The organism is Peterkaempfera griseoplana (assembly GCF_001418575.1).
In the GTDB taxonomy this organism is placed as follows: Bacteria; Actinomycetota; Actinomycetes; order Streptomycetales; family Streptomycetaceae; genus Peterkaempfera; species Peterkaempfera griseoplana.
This window is the reverse complement of record NZ_LIQR01000259.1, coordinates 13,706-35,058: the sequence shown is the minus strand read 5'-3', so window position 1 is coordinate 35,058 and position 21,353 is coordinate 13,706. Positions and strand designations below refer to the sequence as shown.

At 71.1% G+C, this 21,353-nt stretch carries 19 protein-coding genes; 18 read left to right on the top strand and 1 reads right to left on the bottom strand.

Annotated elements, in window-relative coordinates:
* Window positions 1–345: 345 nt before the first annotated feature.
* The 7 genes from AOK09_RS19570 (at window position 346) to AOK09_RS19540 (ending at window position 8,093) form a co-directional block, all read left to right on the top strand.
* Window positions 346–1,455, top strand: a complete 1,110-nt coding sequence (locus tag AOK09_RS19570; RefSeq protein ID WP_217698453.1) for an LLM class flavin-dependent oxidoreductase — start codon at window positions 346–348, stop codon at window positions 1,453–1,455.
* A 246-nt stretch (window positions 1,456–1,701) separates the two neighbouring features.
* Window positions 1,702–3,417 (top strand): ABC transporter substrate-binding protein, encoded by a 1,716-nt coding sequence (locus AOK09_RS19565; RefSeq protein ID WP_055588502.1) that lies wholly within the window; start codon window positions 1,702–1,704, stop codon window positions 3,415–3,417.
* A 66-nt stretch (window positions 3,418–3,483) separates the two neighbouring features.
* Window positions 3,484–4,443 carry an ABC transporter permease gene (locus AOK09_RS19560; protein WP_055588501.1) on the top strand — a complete coding sequence of 320 codons (960 nt, stop codon included), beginning with the start codon at window positions 3,484–3,486 and terminating at the stop codon, window positions 4,441–4,443.
* Between the two features lie 11 nt (window positions 4,444–4,454).
* Entirely contained in the window at window positions 4,455–5,330 is an 876-nt protein-coding gene (locus tag AOK09_RS19555; RefSeq protein ID WP_079063233.1) for an ABC transporter permease, read from the top strand.
* Entirely contained in the window at window positions 5,327–7,039 is a 1,713-nt protein-coding gene (locus tag AOK09_RS19550; RefSeq protein ID WP_055588499.1) for a dipeptide ABC transporter ATP-binding protein, read from the top strand. Before AOK09_RS19555 ends, AOK09_RS19550 begins: the two co-directional genes overlap by 4 nt.
* A gap of 354 nt (window positions 7,040–7,393) precedes the next feature.
* On the top strand, window positions 7,394–7,735 hold the full coding sequence (locus AOK09_RS19545; RefSeq protein ID WP_055588498.1) for a carboxymuconolactone decarboxylase family protein: 342 nt from the start codon (window positions 7,394–7,396) through the stop codon (window positions 7,733–7,735).
* A gap of 34 nt (window positions 7,736–7,769) precedes the next feature.
* Window positions 7,770–8,093: an LLM class oxidoreductase gene (locus tag AOK09_RS19540; protein WP_055588497.1), complete on the top strand. Its 324-nt coding sequence runs from the start codon at window positions 7,770–7,772 to the stop codon at window positions 8,091–8,093.
* Window positions 8,094–8,158: 65 nt separating this feature from the next.
* On the opposite strand, the gene AOK09_RS19535 is transcribed toward AOK09_RS19540, so the two are convergent.
* Window positions 8,159–9,010 (bottom strand): TetR/AcrR family transcriptional regulator, encoded by an 852-nt coding sequence (locus tag AOK09_RS19535; RefSeq protein WP_055588496.1) that lies wholly within the window; start codon window positions 9,008–9,010, stop codon window positions 8,159–8,161.
* Between the two features lie 149 nt (window positions 9,011–9,159).
* On the opposite strand from AOK09_RS19535, the gene AOK09_RS19530 reads away from it, so the two are divergent.
* The 11 genes from AOK09_RS19530 (at window position 9,160) to AOK09_RS19480 (ending at window position 21,334) form a co-directional block, all read left to right on the top strand.
* On the top strand, window positions 9,160–11,244 hold the full coding sequence (locus AOK09_RS19530) for an MFS transporter (RefSeq protein ID WP_079063231.1): 2,085 nt from the start codon (window positions 9,160–9,162) through the stop codon (window positions 11,242–11,244).
* 14 nt (window positions 11,245–11,258) lie between these two features.
* The gene (gene hpt / locus AOK09_RS19525; protein WP_055588495.1) at window positions 11,259–11,813 is read left to right on the top strand and encodes a hypoxanthine phosphoribosyltransferase; all 555 of its coding nucleotides are present in this window, start codon (window positions 11,259–11,261) and stop codon (window positions 11,811–11,813) included.
* 276 nt (window positions 11,814–12,089) lie between these two features.
* Window positions 12,090–14,117, top strand: a complete 2,028-nt coding sequence (ftsH, locus tag AOK09_RS19520; RefSeq protein WP_055588494.1) for an ATP-dependent zinc metalloprotease FtsH — start codon at window positions 12,090–12,092, stop codon at window positions 14,115–14,117.
* A 161-nt stretch (window positions 14,118–14,278) separates the two neighbouring features.
* On the top strand, window positions 14,279–14,884 hold the full coding sequence (folE, locus tag AOK09_RS19515) for a GTP cyclohydrolase I FolE (RefSeq protein WP_055588493.1): 606 nt from the start codon (window positions 14,279–14,281) through the stop codon (window positions 14,882–14,884).
* A gap of 152 nt (window positions 14,885–15,036) precedes the next feature.
* Complete coding sequence (locus tag AOK09_RS19510) at window positions 15,037–16,878, top strand: phosphatidylglycerol lysyltransferase domain-containing protein (protein ID WP_079063230.1); 1,842 nt, start codon at window positions 15,037–15,039, stop codon at window positions 16,876–16,878.
* Window positions 16,879–16,911: 33 nt separating this feature from the next.
* Window positions 16,912–17,775, top strand: a complete 864-nt coding sequence (gene folP / locus AOK09_RS19505) for a dihydropteroate synthase (RefSeq protein WP_055588491.1) — start codon at window positions 16,912–16,914, stop codon at window positions 17,773–17,775.
* Window positions 17,772–18,257 (top strand): nuclear transport factor 2 family protein, encoded by a 486-nt coding sequence (locus AOK09_RS19500; protein ID WP_055588490.1) that lies wholly within the window; start codon window positions 17,772–17,774, stop codon window positions 18,255–18,257. Before folP ends, AOK09_RS19500 begins: the two co-directional genes overlap by 4 nt.
* A 218-nt stretch (window positions 18,258–18,475) precedes the next feature.
* A complete protein-coding gene (gene folB, locus AOK09_RS19495; protein WP_055588508.1) occupies window positions 18,476–18,835 on the top strand; it encodes a dihydroneopterin aldolase in 360 nt (119 codons plus the stop codon).
* A 43-nt stretch (window positions 18,836–18,878) separates the two neighbouring features.
* On the top strand, window positions 18,879–19,466 hold the full coding sequence (folK, locus tag AOK09_RS19490; RefSeq protein WP_055588489.1) for a 2-amino-4-hydroxy-6-hydroxymethyldihydropteridine diphosphokinase: 588 nt from the start codon (window positions 18,879–18,881) through the stop codon (window positions 19,464–19,466).
* Between the two features lie 184 nt (window positions 19,467–19,650).
* Window positions 19,651–20,133: a DUF3180 domain-containing protein gene (locus tag AOK09_RS19485; protein WP_055588488.1), complete on the top strand. Its 483-nt coding sequence runs from the start codon at window positions 19,651–19,653 to the stop codon at window positions 20,131–20,133.
* Window positions 20,134–20,302: 169 nt separating this feature from the next.
* Window positions 20,303–21,334 carry a hypothetical protein gene (locus AOK09_RS19480; RefSeq protein ID WP_157875955.1) on the top strand — a complete coding sequence of 344 codons (1,032 nt, stop codon included), beginning with the start codon at window positions 20,303–20,305 and terminating at the stop codon, window positions 21,332–21,334.
* Window positions 21,335–21,353 lie beyond the last annotated feature (19 nt).

Below are 21,353 nucleotides of genomic sequence, written 5' to 3'. Positions count from 1 at the left end.
ACGCGGCCGTGGCCCTGGCAGGCCGGCCGGCGGCACTTCTTCCCGAACGACAGCGTCGGAGCGGTCGGTGTGCTCACCACCGCCACGATGACCACGGCGTGTGCGGTCCGCCGCGGACGCGGCTGTCGTGATCCGGCGGAAGACCGGCACGACCCGATCACCCACATTCCACCGCACCTACGGTCGCCCCTGGCACCGGGCGGGCGTCGACACGCCGAACCTCCATGCCCGGTGGAGCGCCTCGTCAACGGCGTTGTCTCCGAGCCGGCGTATGACCGCGGCCGGTAGTCGCAGGAGACGTCGCAGCCCGGGCCGGCCCTTCACCATTTGAACGGACAGTGATCCATGACATCCCCGACCGAGGCATCGACCAGCACGGCGACCACGGGGCCGATGCCCGCGGCCGAGACAGCAGGCGTGATCGGAGCCGGAGTGGCGGGCGGCCGGCCCTTCCGGCTCGGTTTCCTGCTCCACCTCGACTCCGACCTCACCCCTGCCGCGGCATATCGCCAGGCCATCGACCTGTTCGTGGCCGCCGAGCGACTCGGGTACGACTCGGGCTGGGTCATCCACCGCCACTTCCGCCAAGGGAACGAGCATGTCTCCGCCCCGCTCGTCCTGCTGGCCGCGATCGCCGAGCACACCAGCCGGATCCGGCTCGGTACCGGCGTGTTCGTGCTGCCGCTCGCGGACCCCTTGATCGTCGCCGAGGACGCGGCCGTGCTCGACGAGCTGAGCGGCGGGCGGCTGGAACTCGGTGTCGGCTCGGGGCCGTTCCCGACCGCCTGGGAGGCATTCGGCCGCAGTCTCGACGACAGGTACCGGCTGTTCGACGAGAGCGTGGCGAGACTGCACGGGATTCTCGAAGGGCGTCCGGTCAACAAGGCCGGAGAGGTGCTGCACCCACCAGGTCCCGGTGTGCGGCAGCGGCTGTGGCAGGCCACCACGAGCGAGCCGACGCGGGCCGTCGACGCGGCCGTCGCCGCCGCGAGGGCCGGTGACGGGCTGCAGCTCTCCCGGGCCGGCGACTGGCCCGGCCGGCAGAGCGCCGAGCAGCAGGCGGATATCGTCGCCGCGTACCGCGAGGCCGCGGCCGGGGCGGGGTATGAGCCGCGCGTGCAGATCTCGCGCGCGGTCTATCCGCACCCCGACCGGGCCGGTGCGATCCGCGCCGTCACACCCGGTGTGCGCCGCTGGCAGTCATGGGCTCCCCAGCGCCGTGACGTCGCCGAGCTCGACGTCCAGGAGTACCTGGAGCGCGACCGGTCACTGCTCGGGCCGTCCGAGGCCGTCGCCGAGTCCCTCGCCGCCGACCCGTCCCTTGCCCACGTCACCGATCTGCTCGTCAGTTTCGTCCCCGGCGTACCCGAGTACGACGAGCACCTCCGCCTGCTCGCCACCACCGCCCACGAAGTCGCGCCGCTGCTCGGCTGGCATCCCCTCCAGGACTCGTGAGCAGGCGTCCTCGCATCACTGAGCATCCGCAGGGGAGCGCACCTTTCATGACGGGCTTCACCTCAACCGCCCACTGCTGACTCCCAGGCATTTTCGGCAGGCCGGCGACTGTCCGCCCTCGGTCTCCGGGCCTACGCACAGCGCTCCGCCAGGCCGTCGCGGGGACCGCGACAGCCATCAGGCCCGCACACCGCCGACTGGCCGCCGAGCGTCCTGTCACCCGTCCATTCGTCACGAGGAATGTTGATGTCCGACCTTCGCAGTTCCATCGAACGCGCTGCGCCCAGACGTAAGAAGTGGCCCTGGGTCGCCGGTGTCGTCGCCGTCCTCCTGATCGCGGCGAGCGGGTTCACCCTCACCCGCGGTGGCGGCTCCGGTGACCAGGCCGCCGGCGACGGCGAACCCGTCCGCGGCGGCACACTGCAGTTCGCGCTGATCGACTACCAGCGCAGCCCGGACCCGCAATGGGGCACCAACTACGCCGAGTCGCTCATCGGCAACAACATCACCGACAAGCTCACGTGGCAGGACCCGGACACCGGCAGGATCACGCCGTGGCTGGCGAGGTCGTGGGAGTACAACAAGGACCTGACCGAGTTCACGTTCCACCTGCGTACGGATGTCACCTTCAGTGACGGGACGCCGTTCGACTCGGCGGTGGTCAAGGCCAACTTCGATCAGTACGTGCACGGCGACCAGAAGCTCGGCATCCTCCCCAACGGCGCCACCCTGCTGCCCGGTTACGTCGAGACGCGGACCCCCGACAGGTACACCGCCGTCATCCGCTTCGACAAGCCCCTCGCGAGCTTCCTCCAGGCCTCGTCCTTCACCGCCAACGCCCAGCCAGGCTTCCTGTCGCTCTCGACGCTGAAGCTGAGCGCCGAGCAGCGGACGGATCCGACGAAGGTGATCGGCACCGGACCGTTCGTGTACCAGTCGTGGAAGCCTCAGGTCAGTACCGTCCTGGTCAGGCGCAAGGGCTACAACTGGTCCCCGCCGGCGCTCAAGCACAAGGGCGAGGCGTACCTGGACAAGATCGTGTTCAACACGATCCCGGAGGCCAGTGTGCGGACCGGTTCGCTGGAGTCAGGCGCGATCGACGCCACGCTCGACGTGGGCACCACGGACGAGAAGTCACTGGCCGGCCAGGGTTTCCAGATCATCCACAGGGCGGTGTCCGGCACCTCCATCTTCTTCAACTTCAACTCCCGGTTGTTCCCGACCAACGACATCGCGGTGCGCAAGGCGATCCAGCTCGGCTGGAACCGGGAGGCGCTCAGGAAGACGGTGCTCACCGACTCCTACTCGGTGGCGACCTCGGTCCTCGGGCCGTCGGTCTTCGGATATGCCGACTACAGCGGCTCGGTCCTGAGGTACGACCCGGAGAAGGCCGAGCAGCTGCTCGAGAAGGCCGGCTGGACGAAGGGCCCGGACGGGATCCGGGTGAAGGACGGCAAGAAGCTCGTGGTCAAGCTGCTTGGCATCAACAACCTGGTGGTGAACAAGCCGGCCTATGAGTCGATCCAGCAGGACCTGAAGAAGATCGGCGTCGACCTGCAGCTCACCGTCGTCCCGATCCCGGACTACACGGCGAACGTGGCCAAGGCGAAGACCGACTGGAACATCACCGCGGCCAACCGCTCACGCAACGACCCTGCGGTCCTCAACCTCCAGTACAGCCCGCTGCTGGGCAACGGTTCCTACCTCGGCAAGGACTCGACCGGGGTCGACGTCGACGAGGTCACCAAGACCCTGGGCCGGCTGGAACTCACCCTGGACCCGACCGAGCGCAGGCAGTACGCCAAGGCGGCGCAGGACCTCCTGCTCGACAAGTACGCACTGGTGAACCCGGTCTACAACCCCTCGCAGGTGATCGCCCAGGCGAAGTACGTCCACGGGATCGTCTTCGACGCCCAGTCCCGCAACCACTTCGTGAACGCCTGGAAGAGCAACGGGAGGTGACGGCATGTGGCCGCCGTGCCCCGACGGGTGCGGCGGCCACCGTACCGCCCTCATGGAAGGATCTACGTGCTGCGCTACCTCGCGCTGAAGGCCGGACGGGCCCTGTTCGTGGTCTGGGCCGCGTTCACTCTGACCTTCGTGCTGCTGTTCGTCCTGCCGGCCAACCCGGTGGATCTGCTTTTCGACCCCGCCGAGCTCAACACCGTCACGCCGGAGGTCCGCGCGCAGGTGGCGGAGAGCTACGGCTTCAACAAGCCGGTGGTCCTGCAGTACCTCGCCCGGCTGGGACACGCGCTGACCGGCGACTTCGGTAACTCGGTGCAGTCGGGCCGCTCGGTCACGGCAACGATCCTCGACGTGCTGCCGAGCACCCTCGTCCTCGCGTCCGGCGCTCTCGTGCTGGCCCTGCTCGTCGCCTTCGCGATCGCGCTCGTCGCAACCTCGACCCGCCGGCCATGGGTGCGCAACCTGGTCGAGGCGCTGCCGTCGGGCGCTGTCTCGGTGCCGGTCTTCCTCTCCGGCATCCTCATGCTGCAGATCTTCTCGTTCCAGCTGGGCTGGTTCCCGGCCTTCGGCGACCGCGGCGTGAAGAGCCTCGTGCTGCCCGTGATCACACTGGCCATCCCGGTGGCAGGGCCGATCGCGCAGCTCCTCGTCCGCAGCTTCGCCACCGAGTTCCGCTCCGGCTACGTCACGACGAGCTGGGCGAAGGGGGCCACCCGCAGCGGCATCATCGTCCGCGACGTCTTCCGCAACGCCGGCCTGCCGGCGCTCACCATCGCCGGCATCACCTTCGGCAACCTGATCGCCGGGTCGGTCATCACCGAGACCGTCTTCGCCCGTCAGGGCATCGGTCGGATGACCCAGGCCGCGATCAACACGCTGGACGTCCCGCTGGTGCAGGGGGTCGTGGTGCTCGTGGCGGCCAGCTTCGCGCTGATCAACCTGATCGTCGACCTGATCTACCCGCTGCTGGATCCGCGACTGCGGGCCGCGCTCGCTGTCGGCTCACCCCGGGCGGCCTGAGGAGGAATGTGATGACCGTCCCACTGGACACGCTCGCCGCGCCGGCCCGGCGCGGCTCCGCCCGCCCGCTGCTCGGACGCCTCGGCGGACTCGCGCGACAACCGGTGCTCATGGTCTCGTGGATCATCGTGCTGGTCGTGATCGGCTGGGCCGTCGCCCCCCGGCTGTTCACCTCCTACAGCCCCTATGAGGGCGACAGTGCCGCAAGCTTCGCACCACCGAGCGTGGAGCACTGGTTCGGTACCGATCGGCTGGGCCGCGACCTGTTCGCCCGCACGGTGTACGGCGCGCACACCACCCTGACCGCGACCCTGCTGGCCGTCCTCATCGCCTTCGGCATCGGCACGGTCGCCGGGCTGATCGCCGGCTTCAGCGGAGGGATCGTCGACACCGCCGTCATGCGGCTGGTCGATGTGTTCCTGGCGATCCCCAGCCTGCTGCTCGCGATGGTGGTGGTCTCGGTCCTGGGGTACTCCACGCAGAACATCGCGCTGGCGGTCGGCATCTCCTCCATCGCGTCGTTCGCGCGGGTGATGAGAGCCGAGGTGCTCGCCGTCGTGACCCAGGACTACGTCAGGGCGGCGTACGGCCTCGGGCGCGGCCGGCTGGGCGTGATGCTCCGGCACGTCGTACCCAACTCGCTCAGCTCGGTGGTCGCGCTGGCTGCGCTCGAGGTGGGAACGGCTGTGCTCGCGGTCGCCTCGCTCGGCTTCCTCGGCTACGGCGCACCGCCGCCGCAGCCGGAGTGGGGCCTGCTGGTGGCCGAGGGCCGCGACTACGTGGCGACCCACCCCTGGGCCGCGATCATGCCGGGCCTGGCACTCGCACTCGTCGTCGTCGCCGCCCACCGCATCAGCACCTCGTACCGGAAGGAACACCGCCGATGACGGATGTGCCCGAGAGGGAGGAGGACCCGCTGCTGCGGATCGCCGGCCTCGCGATCGACTACCGCACGGGGCGCCGCCGGTGGACACCGGCTGTCCGCGGCGTGGATCTCCACGTGGATCCTGGCGAGTTCGTCTCGCTCGTGGGGGAGTCCGGATCGGGCAAGAGCACCCTGGTCCAGGGCGCGCTCGGCCTGCTTCCGCCCTCCGCGCGGATCCGGGCCGGATCGATCGCGTACTCGGGTGTCGACGTCACCGGCTGGAGCGACCAGCGCATGGCCCGGGTGCGGGGCAACTACGTGGGCTTCATCCCCCAGGACCCCAACACCTCGCTCAACCCGGTCAAGAAGATCGGGCAGCAGGTGATCGAGTCGGTCCGGTTCAACGCGCCGGACGCCCGCAACGCGGCACAGCACAGGGAGGCCGCGCTGGAGAGCCTGCGCACCGCGGGCCTGAAGGACGCCGAGCGGGTCTTCCACCAGTACCCCCACGAGCTCAGCGGCGGCATGAAGCAGCGTGCGCTCATTGCGATCGCGCTGGCGGGCAGGCCGAGGATCGTGGTGGCCGACGAACCGACCAGCGCGCTCGACGTCACCGTGCAGAAGGTGATCCTCGACCACCTGATGAGGCTGCGCGAGGAACTCGGCATCGGCATCCTCCTGATCACCCACGATCTCGGCGTCGCACTGGACCGCTCGGACCGGATCCTGGTCATGCAGGACGGCCGGATCGTGGAGGAGGGCCCGGTACGCCAGGTGCTGGAGAACACCACCCACGACTACACCCGCCGACTGCTCGACGCGGCCCCCGCGCGGCAGGCCGGCCGGCTCGAGCCGACGTCAGGGCCGCGGGCGCGCCCCACCGACACCTCGCCGGTCCTGCGGGCGCGCGCACTCACCAGGACCTACCAGCTGCGCGGCGGCCGGGGCCGGAGGCGACAACTGCGGGCACTGGACGGCGTTGACCTGGTCGTGCGCAAGGGCACCACCCATGCGATCGTCGGGGAGTCCGGCGCGGGCAAGTCGACGCTGGCGAGCATCCTGGTCCAGTTCACCGCCGCCGACAGCGGCACGGTGCACATCGGCGACCGGGAACTGACCGGCCTGGGCCGCAGAGAGCTGCGGGAGATCCGCCGGGACCTGCAGTTCGTCTTCCAGAACCCGTTCACCTCGCTGGACCCGCGGTTCACGGTCGGCAAGCTCGTCGCCGAGCCGCTGCAGGCCTTCAAACTGGCGACCGGGAAACAGGAACGGACGGCCCGGGTCGTCGAGTTGCTCGGGGCGGTGGCACTGGACGAGAGCCATCTGCACCGGCTGCCCGCCGAGCTCTCCGGCGGGCAGCGGCAGCGGGTCGCGATCGCGCGGGCGCTCGCGCCGAACCCCGGGATCCTCGTGCTCGACGAGGCGGTGAGCGCGCTCGATGTGTCGGTCCAGGCACAGATCCTGCAGCTGCTGGTCGATCTGCAGGCCGAGCTCGGACTCAGCTACGTGTTCGTGACCCACGACCTCGGTGTCGTACGCCTGATCGCTGACGACGTCACGGTGATGAAGGGCGGCGTCGTGGTCGAGACGGGCCCGGTCGAGCAGGTGCTCCGCTCGCCTCGGCACGAGTACACCCGGGAACTGCTCGAGGCCGTTCCGGGAGCCGGGATCAACGGCGCCGGCACAAGCGGAGGAGAGCGAGTCGGCGCGGCGATTGCACACCAGGCGTGACACATGGTCTCGGATGACCAGCGCGGCAAAGGGGACTCGTCGATGCACGGCTTGGCGGCGTTGCAATTCTCGGACCGTGGGGGAGGGGCGTGACCTTTGCGTCGTCGAGGGAAGCAGGCTGAGCTCGGCCTCGGTGACGCCGATGCCGATCGAAATGGGTCGCGTATTCCACCCGGGGCCGCCGCATCTGCACGGCTGTGCGGCCGTATCGGTCCCGGTCTTGCGTATCCGATGCGCCGGGTCAGGTCCGAAGTGTCTCGGGAAGGCGGTCGCCGCGAGAATCGGGCGCGGCGGCAAAGACAATCCTGACAAAAAATATGCCGCGGTAATTATTGAAAGGAGAGGACTCCGCCCATGAGCGACTACCTCAGTCGGAGCGACAAGGCCTACACGAAGGTCTACAAGGAGCACACGCCGGATGTGCTCAAGGCGTTCAGTGAATTCGAGGGAGCTGTTTTCGCGGCCGAGGGCCGGGTGATCCCGCTCAAGTACCGGGAGCTCATTGCTCTCGCTGTGGCGCTCACGACCCAGTGCGCCTACTGCATCGACGGGCACAGCAACCTGGCAGTGAAGGCCGGTGCCGGCGAGGCAGAGCTGGCGGAGGCCGCGTGGGTGGCGGCCGCGCTCAGGGCGGGCGGTGCATTCGCACACGGTCGGCTGGCCTTCAAGCTCACCGACCACGAGCACCAGCACTGAGTCCAGCACGCCGTACGGGCGGTGGTGTCCGCGTGTGTCCCTGCGGTCGCCGCCGCCCGCGCCCTACTTCGACCGCGTGGTGGGCGACCGGGCGGCGCAGGTGGAGAAGAACCTGCTGCTCCAGGCGGTGATCGTGACGGACGACCGGGACGCCGCGATCCGGCAGGTGGCCGCCACCCAGCTGCCGGTGCCGCTGACCGAACGGGAGCAGACGCCGCTGCTGCTGATCGGCAGCGTGCAGGAGATCATCGACCAGGTGAAGGAGCTGCGGGACAGTTTCGGCTTCTCGTACTTCACCGTGATGGACGTCCACCAGGAGGCGTTCGCACCCGTGGTCGAGGCGCTGGCCGGTACCTGATGCCTCCCGTGACAACCAGGGTTGTCAGTCGAACGGCCGGAGCGGCCGCCAGAGCAAGTGACAACCTAGGTTGTCGCAGAGGGTTCCGCCGCCTCGGTGCGCGGCCAGCGTTTACGGGCCGCCTGTCGGCTGATCCCCAGCAGCTGGCCGACCTCGCCGAAGGACGCCCCGGCGGCCAGTGCCTCCCGGGCCAGCCGGTCCACGTCCTCGGCCGCCGCCAGCCGGGCCGACTCGGCGGCGGCGAGTGCGGCCAGCGGGCCGGCGGACCCGGCACCGGCGGCCGGGCCGTCCACCTGATCCACCTCGTCGACATGGTCGACATGGTCGGCCAGCAGTGGCCGCAGGCACGGCCCGAGCAGGTCGACCAGCTGCTCGGCCGGGGCCTGGTCGACCTCGGGAACGCGCAGCAGGTAGCGGGAGACCAGCAGGCCGAGCACCACGGTGCCCACCAGGGCGGCCCGCAGCTCGGCGTCGTCGCCGGTCAGCGCCCGGGCCACCGGGCTGTTGCCGGGGTCGGCGACCGCGCAGCGCACCGCCTCGGCGGCCTGCGGGTGGGTGAGCATCGAGCGCAGTACCGGCATGCTGCGGTCCGGGCGGCCGTCGATGTCGGCCAGCACATGGGCCAGCAGCCGGTCGCCGAGCCGGTCCGCCGGACCGCTGAGCACGGCGCCGAAGCCCAGTCCGATCTCCGAAACGGCCTCGAACAACCGCTCTTTGGAGCCGAAGTACTTCATCACCAGCGCCGGGTCCACCCCGGCACGGTGGGCCACCGCGCGCACCGTGGTCTGCTCGTAGCCGAGTCCGGAGAACAGCTCCCGGGCGGCCGCCAGGATCGCCTGCCGGCTGCGGGTGCGCCGCTCACCGCGACCGGCCGGCACGCCGTCCGGGTCGCTGTCGTCGGTGTGGGGATCTGCCATGCCGGGCCTCCTCTGCGCACGCGCCACCCGGCCAAGCATTCAACGCTCGTTGACCAGAGTTGGATACGTCCCTACCATGAAGCAGTCTACAAGCGTCGACCGCGGCTGTTCCCTCGACGCTGCCTCGTCCTGTGCTCAAGGAGCCGGTCATGACGACCCACGACCAGCCATCGGTGGCCGAGCCGCCCACCCCTGCCGGGCAGACCGAAGCTGCCGGTCCGGTGGACCAGGTCACGCCCTCCACGCCGCCCGCGCCCGCCGCACCGTCGCCGGGACCGGGCCGGGCCGGTTCGCTGGCCCTCGCGGTGATCGTCACCTGCCAGCTCATGGTGGCGGTCGACGGAAACATCGTGAACATCGCGCTGCCCAGTATCCAGTCCGGCCTGAACTTCTCCTCCAGCGGCCTGGCCTGGGTGTTCAGCGCGTACTCACTGGCCTTCGGCGGACTGCTGCTGCTCGGCGGGCGAGCCGGCGACATCCTCGGGCGGCGGCGGATGTTCGTCAGGGGCCTGCTGGTCGTGGTCGCCGCCTCGCTGCTCGGCGGACTCGCCCCGAACCCCGCGCTGCTGATCGCCGCCCGCGCCGCCCAGGGCATCGGCTTCGCCTTCGCCGCACCCGCCGCACTCTCGCTGATCGCCGTCACCTTCCGGGACGGCCCGGAACGCAACCGCGCGCTCGGCGTCTTCTCCACCGTCGCCGGACTCGGCATCACCATCGGACTGATCCTCGGCGGCCTGCTCACCACGCTCTCCTGGCGACTGGTGTTCTTCGTCAACGTACCGATCGGCCTGGCCGCCGTCGTCCTGGCCACCCGTCTGCTCCCGGAGACCGACAAGCACCCCAGCCGCCCCGACGTCATCGGCGCACTCACCTCCACCGCCGGCATGACCGCCGTCGTCTACGGGCTGATCAACGCCTCCTCGGCCGGCTGGAGTTCGGTCACCACCGTGCTCGCCCTGGCGATCGGCGTCCTGCTGCTCATCGCCTTCACGATCACCCAGACCCGGGTCCGTCAGCCGCTGATCCCGCTGCGTCTGTTCGCCCAGCGGGCCCGCCCCGGCGCGTACGCGATCTTCCTGCTGCTGTTCGCCACGATGGGCGGAACCTACTTCCTGCTCTCGCTGTACGTCCAGAACGGCCTGGGCCTGCACCCGCTGGCCACCGGACTGGCCTTTCTGCCGATGGCACTCGCGCAGTTCGCCACGGCCCGCAGCGCTCCCAAGCTGATCCCCAAGTACGGCGCCAAGGCACTGATCGTCACCGGCTCGGCCCTGATGCTCGCCGACAGCCTGTGGCTCACCGCCACCGGACCCCACAGCAGCTACCCGACCGGGCTGCTCGGTCCGCTGGTCCTGCTCGGCGCCGGACTCGGCCTCGGCTTCGTCCCGCTCAACATGACCATCCTCGCCGGACTCGCACCCAAGGAGATCGGTGCCGCCTCCGGGCTGCTCCAGGCCGTCCAGCAGATCGGCCTCTCCCTCGGCGTCGCCGTACTCGCGACCCTCTACAGCAACTCCCTGCACGGCGGCACCCAGCACCCCGACCGAGCCCAGCTCGCCCACGGCCTGGCCGGCGCGGTGGCCGCCGCAGCCGCCTTCAGCGCCCTCGCCGTACTGCTCGGCCACACCCGCGACGACCAGGCCGAGACGGTGCTCCTGGGCCTCGCCCGCGGCTCCGGCGCCCGCTCCCTCGCCGGGATGCCGCCCGCCGCGGGCCGCTACCGCCGGCCGCTGCTGGAGGTCGACCGCGCCGCCACCCGGCAGGCCTGCGCCGCCCAGGGCGTCGCGGTCTGGGACGACCCGCACAACACCGATCCGGCGTTCACCCGCTCCCGGGTCCGCCATGAGGTGCTGCCCGTGCTGGAGAAGCACCTGGGCGGCGGTGTGGTGGAGGCGCTGGCCCGTACCGCCCGGCTGTTCCGTGACGACGCCGACGCCCTGGACGTCTGGGCCGACCAGGTGGAGCGCGAGCTGCGCGACCCGGCCGACCCGGAGGGGCCGCTGGACGCGGGCCGGCTGGCCGAGCTGCCGGCCGCCGTGCGCCGCCGGGTGCTGCGCCGTGCCGCGGTGCGGGCGGGCAGCCCGCCCGGGGACCTCTTCGCCCGGCATGTGGAGGCGGTGGAGCAGCTGGTCACGGGTTGGCGCGGCCAGGGGCCGCTGCACCTGCCCGGGGGCGTCGAGGCCCGCCGCAGGTGTGGCAGTCTGTTCTTCCGGACCCAGACCCCAAACGCTTGAGGAAGTACCGCGCGGTGGACGACAAGGACATGGGCACCGATCTCGCCAAGGTGCTGATCACCAAGGACGAGATCGACTCCAAACTCGCCGAGCTGGCGGGCCGGATCGATCGGGACTACGCGGGCCGGGACCTGCTGATCGTGGGCGTCCTCAAGGGCGCCGTGATGGTGATGGCCGACCTGGCCAGGACCCTGCACTCGCCGGTGACCATGGACTGGATGGCGGTCTCGTCGTACGGCATGGGGACCAAGTCCTCCGGCGTGGTGCGGATCCTCAAGGACCTCGACACCGACATCGCGGGCCGTGACGTGCTGATCGTCGAGGACATCATCGACTCCGGCCTCACGCTCTCCTGGCTGATCGGCAACCTGGGCTCCCGGGGCCCCGCCTCCCTCGAGGTGTGCACCCTGCTGCGCAAGCCCGATGCGGCCAAGGTGGAGATCGACGTCAAGTACGTGGGCTTCGACATCCCCAACGAGTTCGTGGTCGGCTACGGCCTCGACTACGCGGAGAAGTACCGCAACCTGCCGTTCGTCGGCACCCTGGCGCCCCACGTCTACGGCGGCTGAGCCGACCGTCTGCGGGCGGGTGGCGGTGGCTGGGAACAGAGCGCTGCCACCCGCCGTTGAACTTCCAGCGGTCCGCATTCGTCCTTGAGGTGGGTGGCTGCGGTACCGTCCAAGCTGTACTACTTGTTCAAATAACCCGCTCTTAGTACTGCGACTTGGTACCGCGAGCGGGGACCGCATGAGGTCGAAGCACATAACCCGGATGCGCCGGCGGACGAAGAGACCGCCCGGCGCCGTTGAGTGGCAGGAGGGACGGGGCGGCGACGCCCCGCATGGATGGACGTCAAACGATACTTCCGTGCGCCGATCATGTGGATCGTGCTGGCCGTTCTTGCCGTCATCGTACTGATGCAGGTCGTCTCGTCCTCGAACGGCTACAAGACGGTGGACACCGGCGAGGTCGTGGCGGCCATCGATGCCGGCAGGGTGCAGCAGGCGCAGCTGACCACGGGCGACGAGAACACCGTCAAGATCCAGCTCAAGGACAACCAGAAGATCGACGGCAGCAACAAGGTCAAGGCGTCGTACATCGGCGACCAGGGCGTTGCCATCGCCGACAAGCTGCAGTCGGCTCAGGAGAGCAACAAGCTCCCGGACGGCTACACCGTCTCCCCGACCAAGCAGAACGCGTTCCTCAGCATCCTGCTGTCGATGCTGCCGATCGTCTTCATCGTGATCGTCTTCCTGTTCCTGATGAACCAGATGCAGGGCGGCGGCTCCCGGGTGATGAACTTCGGGAAGTCCAAGGCCAAGCTGATCACCAAGGACACCCCGAAGACGACCTTCGCCGACGTGGCGGGTGCGGACGAGGCGGTGGAGGAGCTCCACGAGATCAAGGAGTTCCTGCAGGAGCCGGCCAAGTTCCAGGCCGTCGGCGCCAAGATCCCCAAGGGCGTGCTGCTCTACGGCCCGCCCGGTACCGGCAAGACCCTGCTGGCCCGCGCCGTGGCCGGCGAGGCCGGGGTGCCGTTCTACTCGATCTCCGGTTCCGACTTCGTCGAGATGTTCGTCGGTGTGGGTGCGTCCCGGGTCCGCGACCTCTTCGAGCAGGCCAAGGCCAACGCCCCGGCCATCGTCTTCGTCGACGAGATCGACGCCGTCGGCCGGCACCGTGGTGCGGGCCTGGGCGGCGGCCACGACGAGCGTGAGCAGACCCTCAACCAGCTGCTGGTCGAGATGGACGGCTTCGACGTCAAGGGCGGCGTGATCCTGATCGCGGCCACCAACCGCCCCGACATCCTGGACCCGGCGCTGCTGCGCCCGGGCCGCTTCGACCGGCAGATCGCCGTGGAGCGCCCCGACCTGCAGGGCCGGCTGGAGATCCTCAAGGTCCACCAGAAGGGCAAGCCGATCGCTCCGGACGTCGACCTCCAGGCCGTCGCCCGCCGCACCCCCGGCTTCACCGGTGCCGATCTCTCCAACGTGCTCAACGAGGCCGCGCTGCTGACCGCCCGCTCCGACAAGAAGCTGGTGGACAACGTCACCCTGGACGAGGCGATCGACCGTGTCGTGGCCGGCCCGCAGAAGCGGACCCGGATCATGAGCGACAAGGAGAAGAAGATCACCGCGTACCACGAGGGCGGACACGCCCTGGTCGCGGCGGCCTCTCCCAACAGCGACCCGGTGCACAAGATCACCATCCTGTCGCGCGGCCGGGCCCTGGGCTACACCATGGTCCTGCCGGACGAGGACAAGTACTCCACCACCCGCAACGAGATGCTCGACCAGCTGGCCTACATGCTGGGCGGGCGTGCGGCGGAGGAGCTGGTCTTCCACGACCCGACCACCGGTGCGGCCAACGACATCGAGAAGGCCACCGCCACCGCGCGGGCCATGGTCACCCAGTACGGCATGACCGAGCGCCTCGGGGCCATCAAGTTCGGCTCCGACCAGTCCGAGCCGTTCCTCGGCCGTGAGATGGCGCACCAGCGCGACTACTCCGAAGAGGTCGCCGCGCTGGTCGACGAAGAGGTCAAGAAGCTGATCGAGACCGCGCACAACGAGGCGTGGGAGATCCTGGTCGAGAACCGCGACGTGCTCGACAACCTGGTTCTGGCCCTCCTGGAGAAGGAGACCCTGAACAAGGAGCAGATCGCCGAGATCTTCAAGCCGATCGTCAAGCGCCCGCCGCGGCCGGCCTGGACGGGCTCCACCCGTCGTACGCCGTCCACCCGTCCGCCGGTGCAGTCCCCCAAGGAGCTCGCCCTCACCAACGGCAGCCAGCCGGCCTCCCCGTCGGTGACCGACTCCCCGGTGGACACGGTCAAGCTCCCTCCGCTGGAGGAGCCGCCCTCCGGCGTCTGACCCCCCTCCGGGCCCCGCACCCGGAATGAACGGCCGCATCCCCGGCGCTCTAGCCTGGGGATGCGGCCGTGCCGCTGTCCGGCCGCTCCACCCCGCACCACGGCTTTGGGCCACCAGAGTTGGACCACCAGAGAAGTGACCACCAGAGAAGTGAGGATCGCATGACCGACCCGGTGACTCTCGACGGTGAGCCGACCATCGGTGTGTTCGACCAGAAGCGGGCCGAGAACGCGGTCCGTGAGCTGCTGATCGCCGTCGGCGAGGACCCGGACCGCGAGGGCCTCCGTGAGACCCCCGCCCGGGTCGCCCGCGCCTACCAGGAGATCTTCGCCGGTCTCTGGCAGGAGCCCGAGGACGTCCTCTCCACCACCTTCGACATCGGCCATGACGAGATGGTCCTGGTCAAGGACATCGAGGTGTACTCGACCTGCGAGCACCACCTGGTGCCGTTCCGCGGCGTCGCCCATGTCGGCTACATACCGTCCGAGAGCGGGAAGATCACCGGCCTCTCCAAGCTGGCCCGCCTGGTGGACGTCTACGCCCGCCGTCCCCAGGTCCAGGAGCGGCTGACCACCCAGGTCGCCGACGCGCTGATGCGCATCCTGGAGCCGCGCGGAGTGATCGTGGTCTTCGAGTGCGAGCACATGTGCATGTCGATGCGCGGCATCCGCAAGCCCGGCGCCAAGACCCTCACCTCGGCGGTCCGCGGTCAGCTGCGCGACCCCGCCACCCGGGCCGAGGCGATGAGCCTGATCATAGGCCGCTGACCCCACCGGAGGCCGGAACCGGCCGCCGCTGCGCTACGTCCCAATGCACGAACGGCGGGTGCCGTACAAAGGGGGCGTAGTCATGAGGAACCATCACGTCTCATACTTGAGGGCTACGGGACGTGTGATATCCGCCCCTACGCTGAACAGCTATGAGCGCACCAGTGTCCACTGAGCCCTCCAGCGACCCGGGGCGCCGCCCGGGCCTGCGATCGTTGCGCGACCAGGCCGCGGCGGCACCGCGCGCCTGGGTCCCGTCGGCGGTCGGCTACGCCGCTCTGCTCATCGGCCTGGTCGACATCGCGGGGGCGGTGTTCCCGCGGTTCAGGCACACCCGGATGCACGAGCTGGCCGCGCTGCTGCCCGGAGGCGTCACCACACTGGCGACCGCCGGCTCGCTGATGATCGGCGTGCTGCTGGTGCTGCTGGCGCACGCCCTGCGGCGCCGCAAGCGCCGCGCCTGGCGGGCCGTGATGGTGCTGCTGCCGGTGAGTGCGGTGCTCCATCTGCTGCGCTGGCACGCCACCGTCACGGCGGTGGTCTCCCTGGTGCTGCTGGCCGTGATGCTGGCGCACCGCCGGGAGTTCTACGCCAAGGCCGATCCGCGCACCCGCTGGCGGGCGCTGTGGAGCTTCCTGGGGCTGGGCGCCACCAGTGTCGGACTGGGGCTGATCATCGTCTCCGTCCATCCGCGCAGTGAGATCGGCAACCCGGGCCTGCGCGAGCGGCTGGAGGAGGTCCTCTACGGGCTGGTGGGCTTCAACGGCCCCATCCACTACACCTTCGAGCGCACCTCGGACCTGGTGGGCTACTCGCTGGCCGGCCTCGGCCTGCTGACCGCCACGGTCACCGCCTACCTGGCGCTACGCCCCTCCGAGCCCGCGGCGGTGCTCAGCTCCGAGGACGAGGAGCGGGTCCGGGCGCTGCTCGACCGGCACGGCGCCCGCGACTCGCTGGGCTACTTCGCCCTGCGCCGCGACAAGAGCGTGCTCTTCTCGCCGAGCGGCAAGGCGGCCATCTCCTACCGGGTGGTCTCCGGGGTGATGCTGGCCTCCGGCGACCCCGTGGGCGACGTCGAGGCCTGGCCCGGCGCGATCAGGGTCTTCATGGCGGAGGCCCGCGCCCATGCCTGGGTGCCCGCGGTGATGGGGTGCAGCGAGGTCGGCGGGGAGGTGTGGACGCGCGAGGCCGGGCTGGACGCACTGGAACTGGGCGACGAGGCCATCGTCCACACCGACGACTTCTCGCTCTCCGGACGCGCCATGCGCAATGTGCGCCAGATGGTCAAGCGGATCGAGCGCAACGGCTACAGCTGCCGGGTCCGCAGGGTCGCCGAGCTCTCCGCGGAGGAGCGCAGGCGGGTGGTGCGCGCCGCCGCCCTCTGGCGCGGTACGGACACCGAGCGGGGCTTCTCCATGGCGCTGGGGCGCTTCGGCGACCCCTGCGACGACGCCGGCCTGGTGGTCACCGCGCACCGCGCGGCGGAGCCCGGCCAGTGGGAGGACCCGGCGCTCGGCGACCTCAAGGCGGTGCTGCACTTCGTCCCCTGGGGCACGGACGGCATCTCGCTGGAGCTGATGCGCCGCGACCGGGCGGCCGACCCGGGCCTCAACGAGCTGCTGATCGTGGCCGCGCTGCAGGCCGCGCCGGAGCTCGGGGTGAAGCGGGTCTCGCTGAACTTCGCGATGTTCCGCTCCGCGCTGGCGCGCGGGGAGCGGCTGGGCGCCGGGCCGGTGCTGCGGGCCTGGCGCGGTCTGCTGGTGTTCCTGTCGCGGTGGTTCCAGATCGAGTCGCTGTACAAGTTCAACGCCAAGTTCCAGCCGCAGTGGGAGCCGCGGTTCCTGGTCTACCCCACCGCGCGGGACCTGCCCCGGATCGGTTTCGCCGCGATGCAGGCGGAGGCCTTCATCACGGTGGGCATGCCCCGGTTCGGCCGCCGCAGGCAGCGGACGGGGGACGCACCGGACGCGGACGGCACCCGCCTGGCCGCCTGAGCCGGGCGGCCCGCCGGGCCGATAATGGGTCACATGAGTACTGCCGCCATAGCGCCGCTGCCCGGCCTCGCCCCGCTGGACCGCTGCGCCGTCATGGGCGTCGTCAACGTCACCCCGGACTCCTTCTCCGACGGGGGGCGCTGGCTGGATCCGGCGGCCGCGGTCGCCCACGGACTGGAGCTGGTGGCCCGGGGCGCCGACCTGATCGACGTCGGCGGCGAGTCCACGCGGCCCGGGGCGGCCAGGGTCAGCGAGGAGGAGGAGCTGCGCCGGGTGATCCCAGTGGTCCGCGAACTGGCGGCGGCCGGGGCGGTGGTCAGTGTGGACACCATGCGGGCCGCCGTCGCCGAGCAGTCGGTGGCCGCGGGGGCCGCGGTGCTCAACGACGTCTCCGGCGGCCTCGCCGACCCGGACATGGCCCGGGTCGCGGCGGAGACCGGCGTCCCCTTCGTGGTGATGCACTGGCGGGGACACTCGCTGGAGATGAACCGGCTGGCGGTCTACGACGACGTGGTCACCGATGTGGTCAAGGAGCTCCAGCAGCGGATGGAGGCCGTGGTCGACGCGGGGGTGCGTCCCTCGCAGGTGATCCTGGACCCCGGGCTGGGCTTCGCCAAGAACGCCGCCCAGGACTGGGCGCTGCTGGGCGGTCTGGACGCCCTGGTGGCGCTGGGCCGTCCGGTGCTGGTGGCCGCCTCCCGCAAGCGGTTCCTGGGCGCGCTGCTGGCCGACCCCGCCACGGGTGAGCCGCGCCCGCCCCGGCAGCGGGACGACGCCACCGCCGCGGTGTCGGCGCTCTCCGCGCAGGCCGGCGCCTGGGCGGTACGGGTGCACGACGTCCGGGCGAGCGCCGACGCGGTCCGGGTGGTCGCCGCCTGGCAGCAGGCGGCGGAGTGACCGCGGCCGGCGGGGAGACGGCCGGGCGGGCGGCGGCGGACCGGGAGGCGGTGCTGGCGGTCAACACCGCCCTGTACGAGGCACTGGAGCGCGGTGACGCGGACGCGCTCACCGATGTCTGGCTGTCCGGCGCGGACGCAGACGACACCGGCGGGGTGGTCTGTGTGCACCCCGGGTGGCCGATGCTGCGGGGCCGGGCCAGGGTGCTGCGCTCCTACATGCTGATCATGGCCAACACCGACTACATCCAGTTCTTCCTCACCGATGTCGAGGTCGAGTTGTCCGGTGATGTGGCACTTGTCACCTGCACCGAGAACATCCTCTCCAGCGGTGAGGCGGAGACGGAGGGGGAGCTGGCGCCCCTGGTCGGCGGCAAGGTCGTCGCCAGCAACCTCTTCCGGCGCACCGCGGACGGCTGGCGGCTCTGGTCCCACCATGGCTCACCGGTGCTGACCAGCGTCGACGAGGGCGAAGAGGGCTGAGCGGGGACATCCGCCGCAGCCGCCGCGGAGGGAATGCCGGGCCTCCACCGGATGTTCACCAGGTCCGGGGACGGGGTGAGGCGTGAGCGCCGCACCACCCGGGTAGGACGGCTGCGCCATGCCGGTGACCTGCCGTCCCTGTCACAGGCCGACGGTAGATTCGTCTGACGGCGGGCAACGGGGCCCACCGGTCTTCTGTCTCTGGAGTGATTCGATTGCTGGACCGTGTCGCACTGCGCGGCCTGCGCGCCCGCGGAAACCACGGCGTCTTCGAGCGGGAGCGCGAGGAGGGGCAGACGTTCGTGGTGGACGTCGTGCTCCACATGGACACCCGTCCGGCGGCGGAGACCGACGACCTGTCCCGTACGGCGCACTACGGCATCGTGGCCGAGGAGGTCTGCGCCATCGTCTCCGGCGATCCGGTGGACCTGATCGAGACCCTGGCGCAGCGCATCGCCGACCAGTGCCTGAAGCACGAGCCGGTGCAGGAGGTGGAGGTGACCGTGCACAAGCCGGACGCCCCGATCACCGTGCCGTTCGACGACGTGACCATCACCATCCACCGGAGCCGCGGGTGACCCTCCGCGTCACCGGCCCCCGCGACGAAGCGAGGCAATCCAGATGAGCAGCGACCCGACGACCTCGCCCGTGCCGTCCCGCGTCGAGTACACCGTCGACTCCGCCGACAGCACCCTGCACAATCCGCAGCGGGCGGTGATCGCCCTGGGCAGCAATCTGGGCAACCGCCTGGAGACCCTGCAGGGCGCCGTCGACGCGCTGGAGGACACCCCGGGCATCCGGGTGAAGGCCGTCTCGCCGGTCTACGAGACCGAGGCGGTGGGCGGCCCCGCCGACCAGCCCAGCTACTTCAACGCCGTGGTCGTGGTGCGCACCACCTTGGGCCCGGGCTCCCTGCTGGAGCGGGCCGGCGCGGTGGAGGACGCCTTCAGCCGCACCCGTGAGGTCCGCTGGGGCCCGCGGACGCTGGACGTCGACATCGTCGCCTACGACGGTGTGATCTCCAGGGACCCCGTGCTCACCCTGCCCCACCCCAGGGCCCATGAGCGGGGCTTTGTGCTGGCCCCCTGGCACGACGCCGAGCCCGACGCGGAGCTGCCCGGCCACGGCCGGGTGGCGGACCTGCTGGACGAGGTCGGCGGTGAGGGTGTGCGCCGCCGCGACGACCTGGAGCTGAGGCTCCCCGAGTAGTGCGCCCCGGCGTGGTGCCCGCGGGTCGTGCCCCGGGCCCGGGGGCCGCCCCCGGGTGGGGGACCGCAGGAACGGGCGGCGGGCGGCCGGACGTTGTCGCCCCAGTACGGTGGTGCTGCCGGTGGCGCGCCGCCGACGGGCGGCAATCCGCCGTCCGGACCCTGTCAGGAAGGACGCCTTCCGCGTGAAGCCGCTTCGCCCGGCCCTGCTGGCCGGTATCGCCGTGGTCTCCGGGGTGCTCGCCTGGGCGGGCGCCAAGCTCTGGGACTCGGTGGGAGACCTGCCCGGAGTGCCCACGGCCGCACCGGTGGTGCTGGCGGTGGTCGCCGTGGTGCTGCTGGCCGCGGCGATCTCCATCCGTGGCCGGTTGCGGGCCCAGCGGGACCGGGAGCCCGACGCCAAGGGGGTGGACCCGCTGGTCGCGGCCCGGGTGGTGGTGCTGGGCCAGGCCAGTGCCCTGGTGGCGGCGCTGGCGGTCGGTGTCTACGGCGGCGCGGGCGTCTTTCTGCTCTCCCTGCTGGACCAGCCGGCCCGCAAGACCCAGGCGGTCACGGCGGGCTTCACCGTGCTGGCCGGACTCGCGGTGATCGTGGCGGCGCTGTGGATCCAGCACATCTGCAAGCTTCCCGAGGACCACGACGACCCCACCGCCCCGGCGCCGCGCTGACCCCGGCGCCGCGGTACCGCGGACCGGGCACGCCCTGCCCGGACGGAGCGCATCCGTCCGGGCACGGGGATGTGACGGAGCGGCCGCGTACGGTGAGCGTTTGTCCCTGTCTAGACACGATTCGGCCCGGCGGCTGACACCGCCCGGAACGGCACGCTAGTTTTTGGCCATGCCACGCGGACGCCACCGTCAATCGTCGACCCTGGGCCGGATCCTTCCCGTGCTCACCGTCGCAGCGCTCACCCTTGCGGCCGGGGCGCTGGTCCTGCTCGACGACGACACCGCGGTGACCCGGGCGGTGGGTCTGGCCGCCGTGGCCGCCGCCGGTGCCGCCGCCCTGCTGCTGCGCCGTCGCGACCGGGCGGGCGAGCTGGCGCTGGACGCCGCCGCCCTCGCCCGGCAGCGCGCCGAGGAGCGCCACGAGGAGCAGGTCGCCGAGCTGGAGTACGCCGTCGAGGTGGCGGAGGAGCGGCTGTCGCGGCTGGGCCGCCGACTGGCCGTGGAGAAGTCCCGGCTCGCCCGCGCGGAGACGGAGAACGCCCGGCTGCTGCGTGAGCGTGCCGTGGCGGCCGCCGAACAGGCCGTCAGGGACGCCGAGGCGGCCCGCCGCCGTACCGCGCAGCAGACCGCCCGTCACCCGGTCACCCCGGCCGCTTACGTCAGGGCCGCCGCCGTGCTGCGCACCCTGGAGCGCCGCGCCGCCGTGGAGCACGCCCAGCGGGTCGCCGCCCAGGTGAACGCGGAGAGCGCCCGCCGGCGGGCCGCCGAGGCGGCCGGCCGTACGGTGCCGGCCCTGCCCGCCGTGCGGTCCCAGGCGCCGGCCGAGCACACCCCCAGCACCCCCGCCACCGCGATCGTGCCGCTGGAGCGGCAGCGGCCGCGGCCGGTGGTGGTCGCCCGCAGCGCGGGCTTCAGCTTCTTCGACCGCACCATGCAGGGCGGACTGCCCGTCCTGCCGTCCCAGGCGGTCGGCGACCTCAGCGATGTGGTCGGTGACGAGGCCGTCGCCGCCCAGGCCGCCTATGCGGGCGCCGAGCCGGGTGTGCAGCCCGTGGAGCCGCAGGTGTCCCCGTTGCCGGGTCGGGCCGCGGAGCCGGTGGAGGCCGTGGGTGGGGCTGATGCCGGGGCCGATGTGGTGGATCTGACCGAGCACGACGAGACCGAGCGGATGGATCTGCGGGCGCTGCGCGCGGTCCAGTAGCCGTACGGCCCGGGCCGTC

Coding starts and splice junctions, on each gene's coding strand:
- AOK09_RS19570 (WP_217698453.1), top strand. CDS start 346: ATGACATCCCCGACCGAGGCATCGACCAGCACGGCGACCACGGGGCCG.
- AOK09_RS19565 (WP_055588502.1), top strand. CDS start 1,702: ATGTCCGACCTTCGCAGTTCCATCGAACGCGCTGCGCCCAGACGTAAG.
- AOK09_RS19555 (WP_079063233.1), top strand. CDS start 4,455: ATGACCGTCCCACTGGACACGCTCGCCGCGCCGGCCCGGCGCGGCTCC.
- AOK09_RS19550 (WP_055588499.1), top strand. CDS start 5,327: ATGACGGATGTGCCCGAGAGGGAGGAGGACCCGCTGCTGCGGATCGCC.
- AOK09_RS19545 (WP_055588498.1), top strand. CDS start 7,394: ATGAGCGACTACCTCAGTCGGAGCGACAAGGCCTACACGAAGGTCTAC.
- AOK09_RS19535 (WP_055588496.1), bottom strand. CDS start 9,010: ATGGCAGATCCCCACACCGACGACAGCGACCCGGACGGCGTGCCGGCC.
- AOK09_RS19530 (WP_079063231.1), top strand. CDS start 9,160: ATGACGACCCACGACCAGCCATCGGTGGCCGAGCCGCCCACCCCTGCC.
- ftsH (WP_055588494.1), top strand. CDS start 12,090: ATGGACGTCAAACGATACTTCCGTGCGCCGATCATGTGGATCGTGCTG.
- folE (WP_055588493.1), top strand. CDS start 14,279: ATGACCGACCCGGTGACTCTCGACGGTGAGCCGACCATCGGTGTGTTC.
- AOK09_RS19510 (WP_079063230.1), top strand. CDS start 15,037: ATGAGCGCACCAGTGTCCACTGAGCCCTCCAGCGACCCGGGGCGCCGC.
- folP (WP_055588491.1), top strand. CDS start 16,912: ATGAGTACTGCCGCCATAGCGCCGCTGCCCGGCCTCGCCCCGCTGGAC.
- folK (WP_055588489.1), top strand. CDS start 18,879: ATGAGCAGCGACCCGACGACCTCGCCCGTGCCGTCCCGCGTCGAGTAC.
- AOK09_RS19480 (WP_157875955.1), top strand. CDS start 20,303: ATGCCACGCGGACGCCACCGTCAATCGTCGACCCTGGGCCGGATCCTT.